A 20,310-nucleotide genomic window follows, 5' to 3' on the forward strand; every position below is an offset into this window, starting at 1 on the left:
GCCCGCTTGACGCACCGTCTACGAGGCCGCCGCATGTGAGCCTCGATGTTGTTCGATCTCCATGATCTCTCTCTTGAGTCGGTCGAGTTCACGCTGTAATTGCTCTCGTTCTCCCTGATCGCGGCATTGATCAATCGCTCGGGGCAGTTCCCCCACGCGGCGTTCGTGTTGAGTACGGCGGACTCTCACCACGCAGTCGCGGATCTGCTGATCGGGATCATCTCCATCGAACGGGTAGGTCGCCAGTTTGGCGATCGCGCCCGCCACGTCGTCACGTCCCTCGGCCAGGGCGCGATCGCGAAGGGTGATGGCCAGATCGGCGTCACGCGACCCGATCTCTTCCCGCGCCAACTCGACCACCGACCGCAACGTCTCGTCCGTCAGGGCGTCGCTGGAGATACGGGAAAGCAGCGCCGCGGCCAACCGACCCTGGATCAACGCGGCGGCAACGACCTCCTCCGCGTGCGGCCACGCGCGACGCGCTTTCGAGGCGGGGTGGCGCGCACCTCCGGGCGATGGTTGCGACGTCCCCCCGACGGCCGCGTGCCGTCCGCGTTGCAGCTCCGCGCGCAAGGACGACTCCGCCACCCGGATGCGGTCGGCGAGCCATCTCAGGTGGTGGTCGCGGTCGATCGCGTTGACGAGTTTCGCGATGACGGGCAGCGCGCGCGCTGCCGCGGCCTTCTTCGCCTCCGTCGAGCGATAGTCCCCCGGAGGTACCAGATGGTTCAGCACGAATTCGGTAAGGCTGACGGCCTGCTCCAGCACCGCGCGAAACACGTCGGGTCCGTCTTCGTGAAGCACCCGGTCGGGGTCCTTTCCGGTCGGGAGCGACGCCACGTCCACGCGCAGATCCATGGGGGCGAACAGGTCGACGGTCCGGAGCGCGGCGCGCACGCCGGCGGCGTCCGGATCAAACACCAGGCACACGCGACTGACCAAACGGCGGATCGTCTCCAAGTGCGCGGGGGTCAACGCGGTGCCCAGCGTCGCGACCACGTTGCTGAAACCGGCTTGGTGCGCCGCGATCACGTCGAAATAACCCTCGACCACAACCAGCACCCCGCTCGCCGCCAACGACTGGCGCGCGCGATCCAGCGCGAACAGGTGCCGGCCCTTGGTAAAGATCGGCGTATCCGGTGAATTCAAGTATTTGGGGAGCGCGTCGTCCAGCACCCGTCCCCCGAACGCCACGACCTGACCGTGCGCGTCGCGGATCGGACAGATCAGTCGGTGCCGAAAGCGGTCGTACCACCCGCCCCCCTGGCTCCGCGGAACCGCCAGGCCCGCGTCTTCGAGCTGCGCCGGGGTCCACCCTTTGCTGGTCAAGGCCGTCAACGCGTCATCCCAGGACGACGCCGCATAGCCGAGTCCGAAGGCTTCAAGCGCGTCGGCGGTGACGCGGCGCGATTGGATATAGCGACGGGCGATGTCCCCTTCTCGGCCGGCCAGCCGCCGCCGGAAATGGTCGGCGGCCGCGACGTGGATGTCGTACAACAGTTGGCGGCGTCGGTCGGCCCCCGAGGATTCGCTCGTGGGGAGCGGCACGCCGGCTTTGCGGGCCAGCCACTGAACCGCCTCGGGAAAACTCACCGACTCGCGCTGCATGACGAACGCGAAGAGATCACCGCCGGCCCCGCAGCCGAAACAATGGTACAACTGCTTCGAGGCGCTCACCGTAAACGACGGGCGTTTCTCCGCGTGAAAGGGACAGAGCCCGACGGCGTTTTGGCCGGTACGCTTCAGCGAGACGTGAGTGCCGATGAACTCGACGAGGTCCACTCGCTCGCGGATCGCGCGAAGCACCGCGTCGGAAAACCCTCGCACGGGACGACCTACTCGGCCCGGTCCGGGAACCGCCCGCTCAGCAGCGGGAGGATCGTGAGCTGTCAACGCCATTTAGGCTGACGATGGAAGGCGCTCCAAATATCGTTTGACCGCCGCGTTGACGGTCCCACCCTCCGCGCGTCCCGCGACGCGGGACATGGTCGTTTTCATGACCTTTCCCATGTCTTTGACGCCGGACGCACCGATCTCCGCACCGACCTCGCGCACCAGGTCGTCCAGCTCGTGCTCCGAGAGCGGCGGTGGAAGATAGGACTGGAGGATCGCCACTTCTTCTTCCTCTTTGGCGACGAGATCGGATCGGCCGGCCTTTCGGAATTGCTCGATCGAGTCTCGCCGCTGTTTGATGCCGCCGTGAATGACTTCCAGGACGTCGTGGTCGGTGAGGGGACGGTCCTTACCTCGATCGATTTCCCGGTTCTTCAGGGCGGCGCGGATCATGCGAATGGTGGAGACCTTCGCGGTTTGGCCGCTCCGCATCGCCTCCTTCATCTCTTCCACCAACCGTTCCTGGAGAGCCATTATTCCCCGTTCGCGTGAGGGGGTAAAAAGGTCATTATTATACGGAAACGCTTTCAGAAGGGTCAACCGGGCGGCCACGTCATCGGGCGCCCTCCGAGCAAATGCACGTGAAGGTGGAACACGGTTTGGCCGCCGTCGGGTCCCGTGTTGATCACGGCCCGGTAGCCCGACGACGCGACGCCGGTCTGCATTGCCAACCGGTTCACGCACGCGAAGAGGGACGAGATGATCGAGGCATCCGCGTCCGCGAGCGCTTGCAAGCCGTTGACGTGAGTTTTCGGGATGATCAGGAGGTGGACCGGCGCTTTGGGGGCGATGTCCTGAAACGCGAGCACCTCGTCGGTCTCGTAAACGATCGTGGCCGGAAGCTCCCGGCGGACGATCCTGCAGAACAGACACGAGGATGCGCTCATGCCGTCTCCTATTCAGCGGGAAGGCACTGTGTGGATCAGCGGGATCGAGCTCGCGGGGCTCGCTTCGCTCGGCCCGCCGGGCGCTCGGCACCCGCGCGCCGAGGACGCGCTCCCATCCTGCGCTCCAGTTCTTCATAGATCGCGGCGGGCGGGATATCGTGATAGCCGAGCGCCACCAGCGAATGAAACCACAGATCCGCGGTCTCCCAGACGATCTGGCTGCGCTCCCCGTCTTTGGCGGCCAGCAAGACCTCTCCGGTCTCTTCCGCGACCTTCTTGAGGATCTTGTCAAGGCCCGCGGCGAACAGCGCGGCGACGTACGACCCGTCCACGGGATGGGCCTTCCGGTCGCGGATCACGCCGTACACCCGATCCAGGACCGCCCCGGTCGCTCCGGCGGCGGCGTGGACGAGGCGTCGGCCTTCGGCGCGCCTAAAGAAACACGAGGCCTCGCCGGTGTGACAGGCGGGCCCGACCTGCTCCACCTCCACGATCAGCGCGTCTCCATCGCAGTCGAGTCGCAGCGACACGACCGTCTGCCTGTGCCCGGACGTCGCCCCTTTCTTCCATAACGTGCGGCGCGAGCGACTGTAAAAGTGCGTGAAGCCCGTCTTGAGCGTGAGGGCCAATGCCTCGCGGTTCATGTACGCGAGCATGAGGACCCGACCGGAGCCGTGCTCCTGGACGATCGCCGGCACCAGACCCGCCGCGTCGAACCGCACCGCCCGCTGGAGAGCGGTCGTTGCCCGCTGCTTCGCCACCGCCGCTCCTAGGAAGGACGAACCACCACGCCGCGACCGGCCAAAAACGCCTTGACCTGCTTGATCGTCAACCGACGGTCGTGAAACAGCGACGCCGCCAGGACCGCGTCCGCTCGGCCCACCGCGAGCGCATCGTAGAAATGCTCCAACGTGCCCGCGCCCCCCGAGGCCACCACCGGGACGTTGACCGCCGACGACACCGCGCGCAGCAGCTCGACGTCGTACCCCTGCTGCGTCCCGTCTCGGTCGATGCTCGTGAGCAGCACCTCGCCGGCCCCCAGATCCACGGCGCGTTGCGCCCACTCCACCGCGTTCAAGCCGGCGGGGCGACGCCCGCCGTGGGTCAACACGTCCCATCCTGTTGCGCCCGCGCGCGCGTCGATCGCCACCACGATGCATTGACTGCCGAATCGCTCCGCCGACTCACGGATCAACTCGGGCCTGGCGACCGCAGCGGTATTGATCGAGACCTTATCGGCTCCGGCCAACAACAACGCGCGGATGTCGTCCGTCCCGCGAACGCCTCCCCCCACGGTCAGCGGGATGAACGCGCGCTCCGCGGTGCGGCGGACCACGTCGAGCAAGATCGGTCGCTCATCGGACGACGCCGTGATGTCCAAGAAACACAGCTCGTCCGCTCCCTGGGCGTCGTACCACGCGGCGGCCTCGACGGGATCTCCGCTGTCGCGGAGATCGACGAACCGCACGCCCTTCACGACGCGGCCGTCCTTGACGTCGAGGCACGGAATGATCCGCTTTGCAAACGTGGCCGCTTCGACCGCGCTCACGTCGGCCTCGCCGCGGCGATGGCGTCGCGAAGCGCCAACGTGCCCCGATAAAGCGCCTGTCCCACGATCGCCGATTCCACCCCCTTGATCCCGGCCAGCATCCGGACGTGTTCGATCGTCGCGACCCCGCCCGACGCGATCACGGGTGTGGACACGACGTCGGCCACCGCGGTCAGCGCGTCCAGATTCGGGCCTTCCTGCGTGCCGTCGCGCCGGATGTCGGTATACAGCAGCGCCGCCGCCCCCGCTTGGGAAGCCTCAAGCGCCACATCCAGCGCCGGGCGGTCGGTGGCCTCCACCCATCCGCGGATCGCCACGCGACCGTCCCGTGCGTCGATCGCCACCACCACCTTCCCGGGAAACCGGCGGCAGACCTCCAGCAGGAACGCGCGGTCAAGGGCCGCGCGGGTGCCCACCACAATCCGGTCGGCCCCGGCGGACAAGTAGTCTTCGATCGTTGCCACCTCCCGAACGCCTCCACCCACCTGTACGGGAACCTTCACCGCCGCCAGGATCGCGGCGACCGAGTCGCGGTTTCGGGGCGAACCGGCCGCGGCTCCGTCCAAATCAACGACGTGGAGGCGTTCCGCTCCCTGGGACACCCAGCGTTCGGCCATGGCGGCGGGATCGTCGCCGTACACGGTTTCGGCGTCGAACCGTCCCTGCCAAAGCCTGACGCACCGTCCCCCTCGGATATCAACGGCCGGGATGATGGTCACAACACGGACCTGGCGGCTTCGTCGCGGGAAACCGCGAACCGCCGCAGCAGCGCGAGTCCCAGCGCCTGACTTTTCTCGGGATGGAACTGGCACGCCACGACGTTCCTCCAAGCCAGCACGGACGCAAACCGCACGCCGTACGTGGTCTCTCCCGCGATCACTTGGGGATCATCCGGCACCACGTAGTAGGAATGCACGAAATAGAAATAGCCGTGGTCCGGAATCCCCTCCAGCGGCTCGGTCCGCCTCCGGATCGAGACCGCGTTCCATCCCATGTGCGGCACCTTCAGTCCCGCCATGGCCGGGCTCTCCGGAAAACGCACGACGCGGCCGGGAATCACGTTGAGCCCCCGGTGCCGGCCGAACTCCTCGCTCTCCGTCATGAGCAGTTGCATCCCGAGGCAAATCCCCAAAAACGGAGTCCCGGCGTCGATGACTTCGCGGATCACCGGCTCGAGCCCCAGACGCGTGAGTTGCTCCATCCCGGCGCGAAACGCCCCGACGCCCGGCAGCACCACGCGGTCCGCGCGTCGGATCCGATCGGGATCGCTGGTCACTTCGACCGACGCCCCGAACTGCTCGAACGCCTTCTGGATGCTTCGCAGGTTGACGACCTGATAGTCGATAATGGAGATCATGGGTTCAAGGGTTCATGGGTTCAAGGGTTCAATTGAACATTTGAACCGTTGAACGCTTGAACGTGGCTCTTACTCGATCTTTCCTTTACTCGACGGCACGCCCGCCACGCGGGGATCGATGCGCGTCGCCTGTTCCAGCGCGCGGCCGAACGCCTTGAAACTCGCCTCCAGCATGTGGTGCGCGTTCTTGCCGTAGGGCACCTCCACGTGCACGGTGAGCCCGCCGTGGACCGAAAGCGCCTCGAAAAAGTGCTCGACCAATTCGGTGTCGAACGACTGGACCTTGCGGGTCGCGAGGGGTACCCGGTAGACCAGGTACGGGCGCCCCGAGAGATCCACTGTGACCCGCGCCAGCGTCTCGTCCATCGGCACCGCCGCCGACCCGAAGCGCCTGATCCCGGCCTTGTCCCCCAAGGCCTGTTTCAGGGCCTGCCCGAACACGATACCCAGATCCTCCACGGTGTGGTGATCGTCGACCTCCAGATCGCCCGCAGCCTTCACGTCCAGGTCCAACAGGCCGTGCTTGCCCATCACCGTCAGCATGTGGTCCAGAAACGGAATCGATGTGGCCACGCGGGTCCGCCCCATCCCGTCCACGTCGAGCGTCACGTTCACCGCAGTTTCGGCGGTCTTCCGCGACACCGTGGCCCGACGGATCGGGGCGCGGCGTGCCGACGTACGGGCCCGTCCAGGCCTCACCCGTCCCGCCACGTCCTTAATCCTCCGGGCGCATGCGAATGTCCACGGCCTGCGCGTGCGCTTCGAGGCCCTCGACGCGGGCGATCTGAACCACCTTTTCCGCAAACCGCCGCAATGCATCCTGCGAAAACGCGATCACGCCGCTCTTCTTCGTAAAGTCATCGACCGACAGCGGAGAAAAAAACCGCGCCGTGCCGCCGGTCGGCAACACGTGGTTGGGCCCCGCAAAGTAGTCGCCCAAGGCCTGCGGTGTGTGGTGGCCCAGAAAAACCGATCCCGCGTTCCTGACGTATTTGAGGACCTTGTACGGCCGTTCGATCGACAATTCCAGATGTTCCGGCGCCACGTCATTGGCGATCCCGATCGCGTCCAGGACTTCCGGGACCACCATGGCGACGCCGCGGTGTTTCAGCGACGCTTCGGCGATCTTTCGGCGATCCAGCTTGGCGATCTGGATCGCGATCTCCTTTTGCACCTTCTTGACGAACGAATCCGACGTCGCCGCCAAGATCGTCCACGCGTCTTCGTCGTGCTCGGCCTGCGAGAGGATATCCGCCGCGACGTGCGCGGGGTGAGCGGTTTCGTCCGCAATGATGAAGATTTCGCTCGGGCCCGCCACCATATCAATGTCCACCGTCCCGTACACCAGGCGTTTCGCCGTGGCCACGAACGCGTTGCCTGGGCCCACGATCTTGTCCACGCGCCGGATCGTCTTGGTCCCGTACGCCATCGCGCCGATCGCCTGCACCCCGCCGATCCGATACACCTCGTGAATGCCGACCAGGTCCGCGGCGACCAGCACGTAGGGATTCAGTTCGCCGCGGGGCGTGGGCGTGCACATCACGATCCGCTCGACGCCGGCCACCTTGGCGGGAATGCCGTTCATCAATACCGACGACGGATACGCGGCCTTGCCGCCCGGCACGTACAATCCGGCCGAGGCCAGCGGACGAAGCTGTTGCCCGAGGGTGACGCCCGCCTCTTCGAAGCTCCAGGAATGGGATTGCTGTTTGGAGTGGAACGCGTAGATTCGGTCGGCCGCCATCTTGAGCGCTTCCACGACCTTGGGGTCGGTTTTGGTCAGCGCCGCCGCCCGTTCCTCGATGGTCACCAGAAAGCGTTTCGGCGACATCGCGATGCGGTCGAACTGCTTGGTGTACCGCGAGACGGCGACGTCACCCTTGGCGCGCACGTCGTCCAGAATCGCACGGACCTTGTGCTCGATGCGCCGGTCGTCGGGCTCACCGCGGTTGACGAGCTTCGCGAGCTCCCGGCGCCCCGCTCCGGTCTTGAGTTTGATGACCTTCATCGCCATAACTCGTCCTTTCCGCCTCGGTTGTCCCAGGCCGTCACGCGGGCATTGGGCTGGCTGCCGTGACCCGCTCGACCAGTTCGCTGATTCTGGGGTATTTGACCTTCATGCTGGCTCGATTCACGATCAGCCGCGCGGTGGATCGCACGATTTCCTCAACGATCGTCAGCTCGTTCTCTTCCAACGTCTTGCCCGTGGACACCAAGTCCACGATGCTTTCGGCCAGGCCGATCCGCGGAGCCAACTCCACCGCGCCGGACAGCTTCACGAGCTCGACCGACAGACCGTGCTGCGAAAAGTACCGCTCCGCGATGTTGGGGTACTTGGTGGCCACGCGGCGCTTGCCCGTCCGCAGGCCACCCCGCGAGTCCGCGGGCTTCCGCGGCTCGGCCCACACCACCCGGCACAGGCCGTACCCAAGATCCACGGGCTCGTACACCTCTTTGGGATGCTCGAGCAACACGTCCTTGCCCGCCACGCCCACGTCCGCCGCGCCGTACTCCACATAAGTCGGCACGTCGACCGCACGCACGATCATCACCGACACGCCGTCGTGGTCGGTCCGAAACAACAGCTGTCGCGTTTCGCGCGTGAGCCCCTTGGGACGGATGCCGAGGCCGGCAAACAAGTCGAGCGTCGGTTCGAGCAATCGGCCCTTGGGGAACGCGATGACCAACGGTGCGCGAGTCACGCCGCCTCGCGAATGCGCCGAATCATCGCTCCCACTCGACTGAGTTTCTCCTCCATCCGTTCGTACCCCCGGTCAAGATGGTACACGCGGGAGATCGTCGTCTCGCCCTCCGCCGCAAGCCCGGCCACGACCAGGCACGCACTGGCGCGCAGGTCGGACGCCATCACCGGTGCGCCGCTCAGCCGCGGCACGCCTCGCACCACGGCGTGGTTGCCCTCGACGCGGATCGAGGCGCCCATTCGTTTCAATTCCGCGACGTGCGTCATCCGGTTCTCGAACACGGTTTCGGTCACCACGCTCGCGCCATCGGCCACGCTCAGCACCGCCATCATCTGCGCCTGCATATCCGTCGGAAAACCGGGGTAGGGCGCAGTGGTAAAATCCACCCCGCGCAGCGATCGAGTGCGAACCAGCCGCAGCCCGCTCCCATCGACGCTCACATCCGCGCCGGCCTCGCGAAGTTTGGCGAGCACCGCATCGAGGTGCCCGGCTACGGCGCCCCGGAGCATGACGTCGCCTCCCGTGATCGCAGCCGCCGTCAAATACGTCCCGGTTTCGATTCGGTCCGGCATCACCCGGTACCGACCCCCGCCGAGCGCGGTCACCCCTTCGACGGTGATCACGTCCGTCCCCGCGCCGCTGATCTTGGCCCCGCGGGCGACCAACGCGTCGGCCAAGTCGATTACCTCCGGTTCGCGCGCCGCGTGCTCGATCGTGGTCTTTCCCTCCGCCAGCGTCGCGGCCATGAGCAGGTTTTCGGTTCCCGTCACGGTGGGAAGATCCAGCGCGACGCGGGCGCCGCGAAGTTTCCCGGCCTTGACGCGGATGTACCCGTGTTGGATCGACACCTGGGCGCCCATTCGCTCGAGTGCTTCGAGGTGCAAGTTGACCGGACGCGCGCCGATCGCGCAGCCGCCGGGCAACGACACGCTCGCCTCGCCGCACCGCGCAACCAGCGGGCCCAGCGCCAATATCGACGCGCGCATGGTTTTGACCAGGTCGTACGGCGCGTCGGTCGCCGAGAGCGCGGCAGCCGTCACGCTGACGGTGTCTCCTCCGTCATCGTGTGTCCGCGCCCCGAGATGCCTGAGCAGCGAGAGAATCGTGGACACGTCGCGAAGCCGCGGGACGTTGGAGAACACGCATTCCTCGGCGCTGAGCAGCGCCGACGCCAGCAGCGGCAGCGCCGCGTTCTTGGCGCCGCTGATGGGAATCTCCCCGGCCAGCGGGCGTCCTCCTTGCACCGCGATCACGTCCATGGATTCCCCCCAGCCAACGTCATGATCCGGGCAATGCCGTTGAAGTCCGCATCAACGCGTTCCACGCGAAATCCGTGGCGCTCGGCGATCGCCCGGACCGCGTTCGCCTGCCCGAACCCCAGCTCCAACACGACCCGACCGTGTGGCGACAACACGGGCGACACCTCGGCGATGATCCGGCGGTAAAACCACAGTCCGTCGGACCCGCCGCGCAACGCCGTGTCCGGCTCGAACCGAACCTCGGGCTGCAACGTCTCGTACTCGGCATCCGCCACGTACGGCGGGTTCGACACCATGACGTCGGCCCGTATTGCCTGTTGCGCCAACGGAGTCAGCAGGTCCCCGTGAAGCCACCGCACCCGTGGGGCCAATCCGAGTCGTTCCGCATTCTGGCGCGCCACCTGCAGAGCGGCCCCGGACCGATCTACACCGTACACCACGGCGTCCGGTCGCGCCGACGCGATGGCCAGGGCCAGACAGCCGCTGCCCGTTCCCAGGTCCGCGACCACGGGACGATCCAGCGCTGCGATCGCGCCAAGGACGGCGGCCACCGCGCCTTCGGTCTCGGGCCGCGGGATCAACACGTCCGGCGTGACGACCAGCTCCAATCCGCAAAACGTTTCTCGACCGATGACGTACTGAAGCGGTTCCCGGCGCGCCCGGCGTCGCACGACCGCGAGAAACCGCGCCTGCTCCGCGTCCGTCAACGGCGTCTCGGGCTCGATGTACGCGGCATGCCGCGGGCCGCCGATCACTTCCGCCAGCAACGTCTCGGCCTCCACCCGCGGTACAGCGAGCCCCGCGCGCGCAAGCAGGCCGCTGGCCCAGCGGACGGCGGCCCCTCGCGAGAGGACCTTCAGAGTCGCTGCAGTTGAGCGGTCTGAGTCCATGTTTGGAGCGCGTCGATCAGTTCGTCCAACTCACCGCCGAGCACCTGGTCCAATCGGTGAAGCGTCAGGCCGATGCGGTGGTCCGTCACGCGATTCTGGGGAAAGTTGTAGGTGCGGATCTTCTCGCTTCGTTCGCCGCTCCCCACCTGCGCCTTGCGGTCTTTGGCGATCTGCGCTTCCTGGCGTTCGCGCTCCACCTCCACCAGACGCGACCGCAAGATCCGCATGGCCTTCGCCCGGTTCTTGAGTTGTGATCGTTCGTCCTGGCAACTCACCACGGTCCCGGTTGGAATGTGCGTGATCCTGACCGCCGAATAGGTCGTGTTGACGCTCTGACCGCCGGGCCCCGAGGAGCAAAACGTGTCGACGCGCAGGTCCTTCGGATCGATGTGATAGTCGATTTCCTCGGCTTCGGGGATGACCGCCACCGTCACCGTGGACGTGTGAATCCTCCCGCCGGCCTCGGTGACGGGAACCCGTTGCACGCGGTGCACGCCGCTTTCGAACTTGAGGCGGCTGTAAGCCCCCTTGCCTTCGATCAACAGAATCGCCTCCTTCATGCCGCCGATGCCGGTTTCGCTCGTCGAAACCAGTTCCACCCGCCATCGATGCGCTTCCGCGTACTTCGCGTACATGCGCAACAGTTCCGCTGCAAACAGCGCCGCCTCGCTGCCGCCGGTTCCGGCTCGGATTTCGAGGACGATATTCTTTTCGTCACGCGGATCTTTCGGAAGCAGGGCCAGACGAAGGGCCTCCTGCATCGCGACCTTCTTCGCGGCGAGTGCCCGGACCTCCTCGACGGCCAACTCGCGAAAGGTCGGTTCGGTGCGGGGATCCGCGGCCATACGCTCGGCCTGCTCCAACTCGGCGAGCACCGCGCGATATCCGTGGTACAGGCCCACCACGTCGGACAGTTCGGCCCGCTCCCTCGACAGCCGCTGCACCGCCTGGCGGTCGTTGACCACGGAAGGATCGCCGAGGCTCCGCTCGATCTCGGTAAATCGCGAGGCGAGCGCTTCGAGCCTGCCGATGAGCAGATCAGCTTGTTCAGTCACGGAAGACACGGACGCCCAGAGGCCGCAGGATAGGGGTGCGGCTGTGGTTCGTTACTTCTTGTTGTTGCTGTACTTTTTTCGGAACCGCTCGACGCGGCCTTCGGTATCAACGATCTTTTGCATCCCCGTGAAAAACGGATGGCACACCGCGCAAATCTCCACGCGGATGTCCTTAACAGTGGACCGTGTCCGAAGCATACTTCCGCACGCACAGGTAATGGTGGCTTCCTGGTAGGTGGGATGAATATCAGTTTTCACCGCATCACGCTCCGATCTTTTTGAATTTACGATAGAATCTCACCCTATGGTCCTTATACAAACCGGTGTATTATACCGTGTTGATCCGTCCTTTACAAGGACCCGGCCTAGAATCTTCACCAAATCGCCCCGGCGGCCGCTCCGCACCGCTGCTTGCGGACCTTCTGAGGCGTGTGCTACCCTCCGCCCCAATGTGGCGATGTTTCGTCGCGCTGGCTGCGTGGACGGCCCTACTTTCGGCTTGTACGCGCGGCGAACCCACCGTCGTCGCCATCGCGGTCCACCCGACGAACCCCCAGATCGTGTACGTATCGTCGAGCCAAAAGGGCGTCCTGAAAACCCGGGACGGCGCCGCAACGTGGTCTCCCATCAACGAGGGTCTGGAACACTCCCAGGTGCTGGCGTTTGCCATCGATCCGACGGCTCCATCAACGGTGTACGCTGGGACGTTCGCCAACGCCATTTACAAGAGCAGCGACGGCGGCCAATTGTGGCGGCCGGCCAACGTAGGGATGAAAGAGCACGTCTCAGTGGTTAATGCCTTTGCGATCTATCCACGAGACCCCCAGGAAATCTACGCCGCCACCACGGTGGGCGTGTTCCGGACTAGGGATGGCGGAGCCAGTTGGGTGGAAACGGTCCACGGCATGGAAAGTGTGTATACGGTGGCCATCGCCTTCGATCCCCACACGCCCGATACCCTGTATGCGGGCACGAGCGGCGGAATGTACAAGAGCCGCGACCGGGGCTCCCGGTGGGAGATCATCAACCGAGGACTGATCGCGGGAGAGGTCGGCACCGCCATGGCGTTGGGCGTCAACGCCATCTCCGTCGACCCTGACCAGCCCCAGAGTCTGGTGATCGCAACCGGCAAGGGCATCTTCCTCAGCCGCAACGGCGGAGGCTCGTGGGAATCGCGAGCCACGGGTCAGTCGGTGCCGTTCATGACCGCGCTCCAGCGCGACCCCGCTGATCACGCGCGCTTGTACGCCGGCGGAGACAGCGGCGTGTTCGTCAGCATCGATCGCGGTGAGACGTGGCGGCCGGTGAGCACCGAACCGCGGCCCGGCGTGGTGCGCGCGTTGGCCGTTGATCCATCGACCCCCGGCGTGGTGTACGCGGGCACGCAGCGCGGGTTGTTCAAAAGCACCGACAGCGGCGGGACGTGGGTACGGATCGCAGGTTTGCGGTAGCCCTCACGCTCGCCGCGACCGCCTTCTTCGCCGCCACCGCCCCGGCGCATGGCGAGATCGAACGACCCCACTCCTTCGCCTTCAAGCTGGGCTACCACTTCTATCCCAACAGCAGCTACTTCGACGTCTCCGAGGAAAACTTCATCGGAGGTGCTCAGGACTTGTCCGGACAAAGCCTTGAGCTCTTCGATTACACCTACCAGTGGCCCTCGCGTTGGAGTCTGAACATGTCCCTGCTGGGCGGGTACTACCAAGAGTTCGTCCCGACTCAAACCGCGCAGCAGTCCATCTTCGTGCACACCATGACGGTGACGCCGCTGTACCGACTCACGGGATCCGACGCGATCGGGGCGTGGAAGATCTACGGCGGCGTGGGCCTAGGCCGTTACAACATGAACATCCGATTCGATTTCAGCCAGACCGAGAGTACCGAGGTCCACACGTACACGCTGGGTTACCAGGCGTTGATCGGCGCGGAGTACCGGTACAACGAACAGACCGGATTCTTGATCGAGGGGCAGTTTTCCCGCGCACGGATACGATTCGGATCCGACTTGGGAGACTTGGAGATCGACGTGGGCGGCCTGAACATTTTGACCGGCGTCCGACTCCACTTCTGACCGATGGTTTCCGTCGGTCCACCGACGGCTACAGCGCCTCGGCGTGACCGGCTCCGCGGCGGACTTGCCTGAGCGCCCGTCCCGCGTGCGCCAACGCGTCATCCGACCGCCCGCGGTTCGCGGCTTCGACGACCTGTCTCGCGTGGTCCATGGCGCGGCGCACGTGCTCGGCCGCGTCTCGTGCGTGACGGTTGCCGGGGCGCGGCAGGGCGGCCAATGCGCGCTCGCCGGCGTCCACCACCTGTTCCGCCTCGGCGATCATTCGCCCGAGGTCGCGGCGATCGCCGCTGTCGACCATGGCCCGTGCGGCGGTCATCATCTCGCCGATGGCGCGGTTGACCGCAGCGGAGTCCGTTGCTCCCGCGGATCCGGCGACCGCCGACCAGACCGCGATGGCCGAAGCGACCCCGAGCACGGCCCACGAAATCGTTCTGCCCATGGTCACCGCAAGCCGAAGAAACCTTGCTTCGCCGCAAGGTTGACCCCCACAAAAACCCCGTGCTCGTGCGATCCCGCCATGATCAATCCCGTGTCCGCCACCGCAATCGTTTCGAACGGCACCACCGGGAACGCTCCGTGCGTCGGCCTCCACTCGCGGCCGCCGCGACTCCACCACACCCCGGCGCTGGTTGCCGCCAACAGGACGTCGTCGCGGCCGCCATCATCTCGAGCCAACGCCCGAATCAGGACCGATCGAGGGAGGTCCGCGCCGATCGCCTCCCAGCCCTTAGAGGATCCTCCGTGTCGGTACACGGTTCGGTCGGTCCACGCGTAGAGCGAGCGGCCGGCCGCCACTCCCAGCACCTCCTGCGACGCCGCGGGGGTTCCGAGCGACGTCCACCGATCACCGTCATCGCGCGTGAACACCTCGCGCGCGGTCAGGACCACGATCCGATCGTCCGGAGTCAGCGCCACATCCCGCACCGGTCCGGATGACGGATCAAGCGCCACGGCCACCCACGCCGAGGCTCCGAGCGCCCGCGTAAACAGGCCCGAGGATGTCGCCGCGTACAGGAAATTCGCACCCGCCGCCAGTTCGATCGGAGAGCCGGAGAGTCCTTCGATGTCCGGAACCCAACGGCTCTTGGTCCAATCCGCGCGATAAATCACCTCGGGAGTTGCGGCGTACTGGACCCCCTTGGAGTCGACGACCAACGATCGGATCGTCCTGGAGTCGATTCCGTCGTTAAACGGTCCCCAACTCTGGCCCCCGTCCTTGCTCCGATAGAGGCCGTTGGTGTGTGTCCCGGCGAATAAGCCGCGCCGGGCGTCGGCCGCCAGCGTGTTCACGCCCGGAAACAGCAGGCCTCTGTCGATCGTCCGCCACTTCCCGTTGACGTCGCGAACCGCGACGCCGGCCGACGTGCCGGCATACACCGCCCCGTCGCGAGCCAGCAACAAACTCTGAACGTTCCGGTTCGGCATTCCCTCGCTGATCGACTCCCAGCGGCGTCCGCCGTTGACGCTGTGGAACACGCCATCCCCGGTCCCGGCGTACACGGCGTCCGGGCCCACGGCCAAACCCCGGATCGACAGGTTCGTCAACCCCTCATTGGCCGGGATCCAGTGGCGACCTTGGTCGGTGGTCTTGAACACGCCTCCTCCGAAGCTGCCGGCGTAGATCGCGCCCGAACCGTCAATGGCGAGCACGCGAATGAAGTTCTCTCGCAGCCCGCGCTCGTCGAACAATCCCTCGTTGATGGGCCGCCACTTCGCACCTCTGTCCGCGCTGGCGAACAGCCCGTTGCCGCCCGTGCCGGTGTAGAGGGTGCCGTCGGGCCCGAGAGCCAACGATCGTGCCAGCGTAAGCTCCAAACCGCTGTTGGCCGCATCCCACCGACGGCCCCGGTCCGCACTCTTGAACACGCCGGACCCGGTGCCCGCGTAGAGGAGACCGGAGCGCGGGTCGTGAAGGATCGACGCCACCTGCTCGGGGCCAATGCCCTCTCCGCTCGCCACCCAGTGGCGTCCGCCGTCTTCGCTGCGGAACAAGCCGCCTTGAATCGTCCCGGCGAACACCGCGCCGTCCGGCGTCGTCGCCAGGGTCATCAGGAACCGGTCCGTGGGGCCCTGCTCGGCCGGCGTCCACAGGTCCGCGTCGCGGCGTTTGATGTACACCCCGTCCCCGAACGTCCCGGCGTAGATGGTGCCATCCGCACCCTCGGCAAGCGCTTGAACGCTGCCCGCGGTCACTGGGCCGTTGGTCTGGTACAACGTCACGTCTCCCGGCACCGGCGTCTGATACCCCTCCTCACGAGTGAGATATTCGAACGGCTCCAGCATCTTGCCGTTGCCGGTCTGTTCGCACCCCTGCGGCTGGCCGCCCATCGCCACCCCGACCGCCACCACTATTCCCCACAATCGTGTACGCACCACAACCTCCTTCGCTCCCGACACGCCGCTGTTCGACCGCATCATTTGACGCGGACCCAGGTCCACCCGACCACGCAACGCCGGATCTTCCTCGGGTTACCCACTCTGGATGTTTTCGGCCAATTCCACCAGGGTTATGGCTCCCGTCTCCTCACCGATCCCCTTGATTACTGGCGGAGAGCACGCCGGACGCGGCGCGGCCTCCTTCTTGCTACCCGTGATGAGGTTTCCGCTGGCGTATCTGGGCTCATTGTTTAACCCCGTCTGTGGACAGACGGAGAAGGGGAGGCGTGAAATGGAAGACTGGGGTCTGGCGGCGCTGTCATTCGCGGCGATCAGCGGAGGGTTGTCGTGGGTGGCGTACTTTGCGTGGGATCTGTACACGAACGTTCCACCCGGTTCGCAATCACCGCCGCTTAGCAAACCCAAGAAGGACCACCGCCGGGGGAAACGGGCCGCCGCGTAAGGTTTCGGCGAAACCGCTGAATTCCGGATAACCGTGATGGTCAGCATCGGCTTACGTCGCGGCCCCTTCGGCGACCGGTCGGCCTCGACCGGCCGCCGCGGCCGCCACGTAGGCATCCACGGCTTGGGTCAGAGTGCGCTTGATGTGGGCGAGGCGCTCGCTGTCCACGATTTTCCCGCCTCCAGGGTCCTGGACGTAGAACACGTCCACGATCTGGTCGATGCGGGTGGCGATCTTCGATGAATGGATGGAGAGCCCGAGCTCGAACAACGTGCGCGTGATCACGTACAGCAACCCCTGGACGTCGGTCGCAAACACGTCGATGATGGTAAACCCGTCCGAGGTCTCGTTGTCGATCTCCACCTGCGTGGGCTCGGTCCCGTGCGGCAGCAGCCGGACGCGCGGCAGACGGGTCCCCCGCGTGAATAACTCCTCCACCCGCTGCTTCCCCATCACCACGGCGCCGAGCGTGCGCTTGAGCTCGTTGACGCGGCGGGACGGCGGTTCTCCCGCGTAGTCCGGATCTTGGAACCGAAACGTATCCACGACCACGCCGTCCAGCCGGGTAAACACTTGGGCGCCCAGGATCTGAAGCCCCAAGGCCGCCAACGTTCCCGCCAATTTGGAGAAGAGGCCTGGGATGATCGAGTCGAACGTGGCCACGGTCAACTCGGTGGCCTGTTGATCGGCGTCCCAGCGGGTATCGACGAGCACCCCGTCCGGCGGAAGGCGATACACCAACTCCAGATGCCGGACGATCTGCTCCGGCGGCGTCACCAGAAAATAGCGGTCCGGCATGGCTTCGAACTGCCCGTGGAGCCACAACGCGGGCAGCCGGTCTCCGACCAGATCACGCACGGCGGCTTCGGCGCGTCGCCGCGCCGAGGCGTCGCCGGCCACGCGACCGCCCGCCAGCGCGTCCATGGCCCGGGAGTACAGTTCGTGCAGCAGGTCGTGCTTCCACGCGGTCCACGTCCCGGGGCCGACCGCCGTGATATCGGCGTAGGTAAACACGAGAAACATCTGGAGCAGCTCGGGCTGGCCCACCTGTCGGGCAAATCGCACCAGCACTTTGTCGTCGCTGAGGTCTCGCCGAAACGCGATGTGCGACATCAGCAGGTGATGCCGGACCAAAAAAGTCACCACCTCCCGCTCGTGCGCGTTGAACGCCAGGCGGTCCGCAACGCGCACCGCGATGTCCTCCCCGATCTGACTGTGATCCCCGCCTTTGCCCTTCCCGATGTCGTGCAGCAGAAGGGCGAGGTGGAGCAGGTCCTTTCGGTGAATATCGCGGTAGACCGCTGCGAGGGCCCCGTCGCTCTCCGCGAGCGCACACGCGGCCTGGACCGCGCGCAGGCTGTGCACATCAACGGTAAACTTGTGATATTGGTTAAACTGCATCAGACCCCGAGCAGAGGCAAACTCGGGCAAGACCCGCTCCAGGATGCCGACCCGGTGCATCGCCTCCAGCGTCCGGCCGATGCCGGGCGCCCGAAACAACGAAAACACGCGCCGCTGGATCGCGGGGGCGGCGTACGCGTGCTCGGGATGGTCGGACGCCGCGCGATACACCGCGTCCAGCGTGGACTCCGCGATCGGCCGCCCGTGTTCCTGGGCCACGGCGAACAGCCCGATCACCGTGTCGGGGTCCGCCGCCAGCGCCTCCCGGCGTCGTTCCGGCAACAACACCGCGTTTCGCGTGACCACAAACCGGTCCTGAATTTCCCGCGCGGTCACCGCGGTGACCAGCCGGCGCCAGCGCGTGGGGCGCTGCAACCGACGGAGGAAGCGGTTGCTGGTTTGGTGTAAGGAGGTGGATAAGCGATAGTACTGCTGCATGAACCGTTCGACCCCGAGCAGCTGCGGACCGTCCTCGAACCCGAAGAATCCGGCCAACCGGACCTGTTCGTCGAACGTCAACACGTCACCGGCTTTGCCCGCGTAAAAATGCATCTCGTTGCGGACGACCCACAGGAAATCCCGGGCCTCGACCAGGTCGCGGTGCTCCGCGTCGGTCAGCACCCCCGCCTGGACCAATTCCTGCCACGACGACGCGCCGTAGACCGCGCGCGCCAACCAGCCGATGTAGTGCAGGTCGCGCAACCCGCCTTTGCTCTTTTTGAGATCAGGCTCCAGCAGGTACACGGTCGAGCCGTATCGTTCGTACCCTGCTTCGCGCTCGGCCAATTTCTGCGCGATGTAGGGGCGGAGGTCCTTCCGCAGTTGTGAGGCAAACGCGGCCTCGAACTCTTCGAAGAGCCGCCGGTCGCCTGCCAACCAGCGGGCTTCGAGGAGCGCCGTGCGGATCGTCGCGTCACCACGACTCAGGTCCAGGCAGTCACGGATACGGCGGACGCTGTGTCCGACGGCGTACCCCAGATCCCACAACGCGTGGAGAACGCCTTTACTGACCGCCAGACCTTCGCCGTGGGCGGGCGGGTCGAAGAGGAACATCACGTCGACATCGGACGCGGGAAAGAGTTCTCCGCGTCCGTACCCCCCGACCGCAACCACCGCGCACCCGGAACCCGGGCGGTCCACCTCCGACGGCGCCACCACCCCCCGATAGAGCGACGTCACCACCGCGTCCATGAGGGCGGAAAGGCCCGCGACCGTGTCCGGCCCGCACCGGCGACGCTCGTGATCTTCGCGAAGCCGCGCGCGTTGTTCTGCAACGAGCTCGCGCAACCGCCCAGCGTCGTGCCGAACCGCCGCCACGGTTTCCTGATCGATGAGTTTGATCATTGACTTTTGACCGTTCAATCCGGCAGTCTACGGTATTCTGGTTGCGTCAACCTCTGTGAGAAAGGACGATTATGACGGCTTCTCAGGTCACACCCCCGATAACGGCGGAGCCCGTGTCCGGGACATGTTCCACGTGTGAACAGATCGTCGCGCGGTTCGCGGGCGCGGGCATCAGACCCTTGCGCGTGGCCATCAAGTGCCGCCGTTGCGGAGCCGTCCATCGTCATCACGCCTCTCCATCCAGTCCCCCCCTGAAAGCTCGGCGAAGCGCCAAAGCGGCCGCGGCGCTCGCGCACGAGGTCACGTACGAGCGGCTGCTCGCCGTGACGGCCGGCCGCAAGAGCCGACCCTACTCGGTGTCCGGTATCTTCAGGCCCAACGACGTGATCGAACACCCGACGTTCGGGCTGGGGGTGGTGACGCATCTACTCGCCGGGGACAAGATTCAGGTCGTCTTCAAGAACGGCGACAAGCTGCTGGTCTGCCGTCGCTAGCTGATCGGAGACGTCAGCGCCGAGACCGTGCGGTCCGCGCCGATCGCCGTTTGGCCGGCTGAGCGGCCGGGCGCGTCGGCGTGGTCGGCGGCGGAGGCGCCACGTAGGCGGCCAGCGCAGGGTGCGTGTCAGGATCGATGGGGTGACTCCACGTCAATCCCACCAGGAACCCTCGCGGTGACGGCGCCAGCCACGCGACCATCCCCGACAGCTTTTCCTGGGTCGGGGTCCCCGCCTGATCGAGAAACGCCATCGTGACGGTGACCGCCTCGTTCGGCGGGATGGCCTCCGGTACCCGCAACCCGGCGCCCGTCGAGCTCACGTTGGTGACCACCGCCGTCAACGCGCGGCCTCCCGACCCCGGGATAACCAGCGTCGTGCCCGTAAGCGTGACGCGACGCGCCGTTCGTTTTTCCGTAATCATACCTTCCCCCTCATCATGAGAATCGCTGGTCCCGGCGCTTCGCTGAGCGCGAAGGGACCTGCCCGTTCCGCCAACGGGCACTGGTCGGCCTACCGCCGAAGCCCCCACACAATCGTTCGCATCTGCGCGGCGCCCCTTGGGGAGA

Annotated in this window: 22 protein-coding genes; 4 read left to right on the forward strand and 18 right to left on the reverse strand. The window is 65.9% G+C overall.

From position 1 onward, the window contains the following. Positions 1-18: 18 nt before the first annotated feature. The 14 genes from dnaG to rpmE form a co-directional block, all read right to left on the reverse strand. Complete coding sequence (gene dnaG, locus AB1451_14175; GenBank protein ID MEW6684041.1) at positions 19-1,827, reverse strand: DNA primase; 1,809 nt, start codon at positions 1,825-1,827, stop codon at positions 19-21. 72 nt (positions 1,828-1,899) lie between these two features. Next, on the reverse strand, positions 1,900-2,367 hold the full coding sequence (locus AB1451_14180; GenBank protein ID MEW6684042.1) for a GatB/YqeY domain-containing protein: 468 nt from the start codon (positions 2,365-2,367) through the stop codon (positions 1,900-1,902). Positions 2,368-2,429: 62 nt separating this feature from the next. After that, positions 2,430-2,780 (reverse strand): histidine triad nucleotide-binding protein, encoded by a 351-nt coding sequence (locus AB1451_14185; protein ID MEW6684043.1) that lies wholly within the window; start codon positions 2,778-2,780, stop codon positions 2,430-2,432. A 35-nt stretch (positions 2,781-2,815) separates the two neighbouring features. Further along, a complete protein-coding gene (gene hisIE, locus AB1451_14190) occupies positions 2,816-3,541 on the reverse strand; it encodes a bifunctional phosphoribosyl-AMP cyclohydrolase/phosphoribosyl-ATP diphosphatase HisIE (GenBank protein MEW6684044.1) in 726 nt (241 codons plus the stop codon). 8 nt (positions 3,542-3,549) lie between these two features. Then, a complete protein-coding gene (gene hisF / locus AB1451_14195; protein MEW6684045.1) occupies positions 3,550-4,329 on the reverse strand; it encodes an imidazole glycerol phosphate synthase subunit HisF in 780 nt (259 codons plus the stop codon). Beyond that, positions 4,326-5,048, reverse strand: a complete 723-nt coding sequence (gene hisA, locus AB1451_14200) for a 1-(5-phosphoribosyl)-5-[(5-phosphoribosylamino)methylideneamino]imidazole-4-carboxamide isomerase (GenBank protein MEW6684046.1) — start codon at positions 5,046-5,048, stop codon at positions 4,326-4,328. The genes hisF and hisA overlap by 4 nt, the downstream gene beginning before the upstream one ends. Beyond that, positions 5,045-5,686: an imidazole glycerol phosphate synthase subunit HisH gene (hisH, locus tag AB1451_14205; GenBank protein ID MEW6684047.1), complete on the reverse strand. Its 642-nt coding sequence runs from the start codon at positions 5,684-5,686 to the stop codon at positions 5,045-5,047. Before hisH ends, hisA begins: the two co-directional genes overlap by 4 nt. A gap of 69 nt (positions 5,687-5,755) precedes the next feature. After that, complete coding sequence (gene hisB / locus AB1451_14210) at positions 5,756-6,343, reverse strand: imidazoleglycerol-phosphate dehydratase HisB (GenBank protein MEW6684048.1); 588 nt, start codon at positions 6,341-6,343, stop codon at positions 5,756-5,758. 58 nt (positions 6,344-6,401) lie between these two features. After that, positions 6,402-7,694 (reverse strand): histidinol dehydrogenase, encoded by a 1,293-nt coding sequence (hisD, locus tag AB1451_14215; protein MEW6684049.1) that lies wholly within the window; start codon positions 7,692-7,694, stop codon positions 6,402-6,404. A 40-nt stretch (positions 7,695-7,734) separates the two neighbouring features. Further along, positions 7,735-8,388, reverse strand: a complete 654-nt coding sequence (hisG, locus tag AB1451_14220) for an ATP phosphoribosyltransferase (protein ID MEW6684050.1) — start codon at positions 8,386-8,388, stop codon at positions 7,735-7,737. Continuing rightward, positions 8,385-9,647 carry a UDP-N-acetylglucosamine 1-carboxyvinyltransferase gene (gene murA, locus AB1451_14225; GenBank protein MEW6684051.1) on the reverse strand — a complete coding sequence of 421 codons (1,263 nt, stop codon included), beginning with the start codon at positions 9,645-9,647 and terminating at the stop codon, positions 8,385-8,387. Before murA ends, hisG begins: the two co-directional genes overlap by 4 nt. Continuing rightward, the gene (prmC, locus tag AB1451_14230) at positions 9,638-10,537 is read right to left on the reverse strand and encodes a peptide chain release factor N(5)-glutamine methyltransferase (GenBank protein MEW6684052.1); all 900 of its coding nucleotides are present in this window, start codon (positions 10,535-10,537) and stop codon (positions 9,638-9,640) included. Before prmC ends, murA begins: the two co-directional genes overlap by 10 nt. After that, on the reverse strand, positions 10,504-11,592 hold the full coding sequence (gene prfA / locus AB1451_14235; protein MEW6684053.1) for a peptide chain release factor 1: 1,089 nt from the start codon (positions 11,590-11,592) through the stop codon (positions 10,504-10,506). The genes prmC and prfA overlap by 34 nt, the downstream gene beginning before the upstream one ends. A 51-nt stretch (positions 11,593-11,643) precedes the next feature. Beyond that, complete coding sequence (gene rpmE / locus AB1451_14240; protein MEW6684054.1) at positions 11,644-11,850, reverse strand: 50S ribosomal protein L31; 207 nt, start codon at positions 11,848-11,850, stop codon at positions 11,644-11,646. Positions 11,851-12,041: 191 nt separating this feature from the next. Between rpmE and AB1451_14245 the strand changes: the two genes are divergently transcribed. After that, positions 12,042-13,043 carry a hypothetical protein gene (locus AB1451_14245; GenBank protein MEW6684055.1) on the forward strand — a complete coding sequence of 334 codons (1,002 nt, stop codon included), beginning with the start codon at positions 12,042-12,044 and terminating at the stop codon, positions 13,041-13,043. Beyond that, positions 13,016-13,663, forward strand: a complete 648-nt coding sequence (locus AB1451_14250) for a hypothetical protein (GenBank protein MEW6684056.1) — start codon at positions 13,016-13,018, stop codon at positions 13,661-13,663. The genes AB1451_14245 and AB1451_14250 overlap by 28 nt, the downstream gene beginning before the upstream one ends. Positions 13,664-13,691: 28 nt before the next feature. Here the strand turns inward: AB1451_14250 and AB1451_14255 are convergent, their stop codons facing one another. Beyond that, the gene (locus tag AB1451_14255; protein MEW6684057.1) at positions 13,692-14,108 is read right to left on the reverse strand and encodes a hypothetical protein; all 417 of its coding nucleotides are present in this window, start codon (positions 14,106-14,108) and stop codon (positions 13,692-13,694) included. Beyond that, positions 14,105-16,036, reverse strand: coding sequence for a hypothetical protein (locus AB1451_14260; protein ID MEW6684058.1), 1,932 nt, complete (start codon positions 16,034-16,036; stop codon positions 14,105-14,107). The genes AB1451_14255 and AB1451_14260 overlap by 4 nt, the downstream gene beginning before the upstream one ends. A gap of 295 nt (positions 16,037-16,331) precedes the next feature. Between AB1451_14260 and AB1451_14265 the strand changes: the two genes are divergently transcribed. Further along, a complete protein-coding gene (locus tag AB1451_14265; protein ID MEW6684059.1) occupies positions 16,332-16,502 on the forward strand; it encodes a hypothetical protein in 171 nt (56 codons plus the stop codon). 51 nt (positions 16,503-16,553) lie between these two features. Here AB1451_14265 and glnD read toward each other — a convergent pair whose 3' ends face one another. Then, entirely contained in the window at positions 16,554-19,247 is a 2,694-nt protein-coding gene (gene glnD / locus AB1451_14270; protein ID MEW6684060.1) for a [protein-PII] uridylyltransferase, read from the reverse strand. A gap of 113 nt (positions 19,248-19,360) precedes the next feature. Between glnD and AB1451_14275 the strand changes: the two genes are divergently transcribed. Beyond that, complete coding sequence (locus AB1451_14275) at positions 19,361-19,741, forward strand: hypothetical protein (protein MEW6684061.1); 381 nt, start codon at positions 19,361-19,363, stop codon at positions 19,739-19,741. Between the two features lie 13 nt (positions 19,742-19,754). Here AB1451_14275 and AB1451_14280 read toward each other — a convergent pair whose 3' ends face one another. Beyond that, the gene (locus AB1451_14280) at positions 19,755-20,165 is read right to left on the reverse strand and encodes a PilZ domain-containing protein (GenBank protein ID MEW6684062.1); all 411 of its coding nucleotides are present in this window, start codon (positions 20,163-20,165) and stop codon (positions 19,755-19,757) included. Positions 20,166-20,310 lie beyond the last annotated feature (145 nt).

The organism is Nitrospirota bacterium (assembly GCA_040757335.1).
Classification (GTDB): Bacteria; Nitrospirota; Nitrospiria; order 2-01-FULL-66-17; family 2-01-FULL-66-17; genus JBFLXB01.

What these genes read in the sequence shown, in the direction of transcription:
- AB1451_14180 (MEW6684042.1), bottom strand. Translation starts at nt 2,367, where the DNA reads ATGGCTCTCCAGGAACGGTTGGTGGAAGAGATGAAGGAGGCGATGCGG.
- AB1451_14185 (MEW6684043.1), bottom strand. Translation starts at nt 2,780, where the DNA reads ATGAGCGCATCCTCGTGTCTGTTCTGCAGGATCGTCCGCCGGGAGCTT.
- hisH (MEW6684047.1), bottom strand. Translation starts at nt 5,686, where the DNA reads ATGATCTCCATTATCGACTATCAGGTCGTCAACCTGCGAAGCATCCAG.
- hisD (MEW6684049.1), bottom strand. Translation starts at nt 7,694, where the DNA reads ATGAAGGTCATCAAACTCAAGACCGGAGCGGGGCGCCGGGAGCTCGCG.
- murA (MEW6684051.1), bottom strand. Translation starts at nt 9,647, where the DNA reads ATGGACGTGATCGCGGTGCAAGGAGGACGCCCGCTGGCCGGGGAGATT.
- prmC (MEW6684052.1), bottom strand. Translation starts at nt 10,537, where the DNA reads ATGGACTCAGACCGCTCAACTGCAGCGACTCTGAAGGTCCTCTCGCGA.
- AB1451_14245 (MEW6684055.1), top strand. Translation starts at nt 12,042, where the DNA reads ATGTGGCGATGTTTCGTCGCGCTGGCTGCGTGGACGGCCCTACTTTCG.
- AB1451_14265 (MEW6684059.1), top strand. Translation starts at nt 16,332, where the DNA reads ATGGAAGACTGGGGTCTGGCGGCGCTGTCATTCGCGGCGATCAGCGGA.
- glnD (MEW6684060.1), bottom strand. Translation starts at nt 19,247, where the DNA reads ATGATCAAACTCATCGATCAGGAAACCGTGGCGGCGGTTCGGCACGAC.
- AB1451_14280 (MEW6684062.1), bottom strand. Translation starts at nt 20,165, where the DNA reads ATGATTACGGAAAAACGAACGGCGCGTCGCGTCACGCTTACGGGCACG.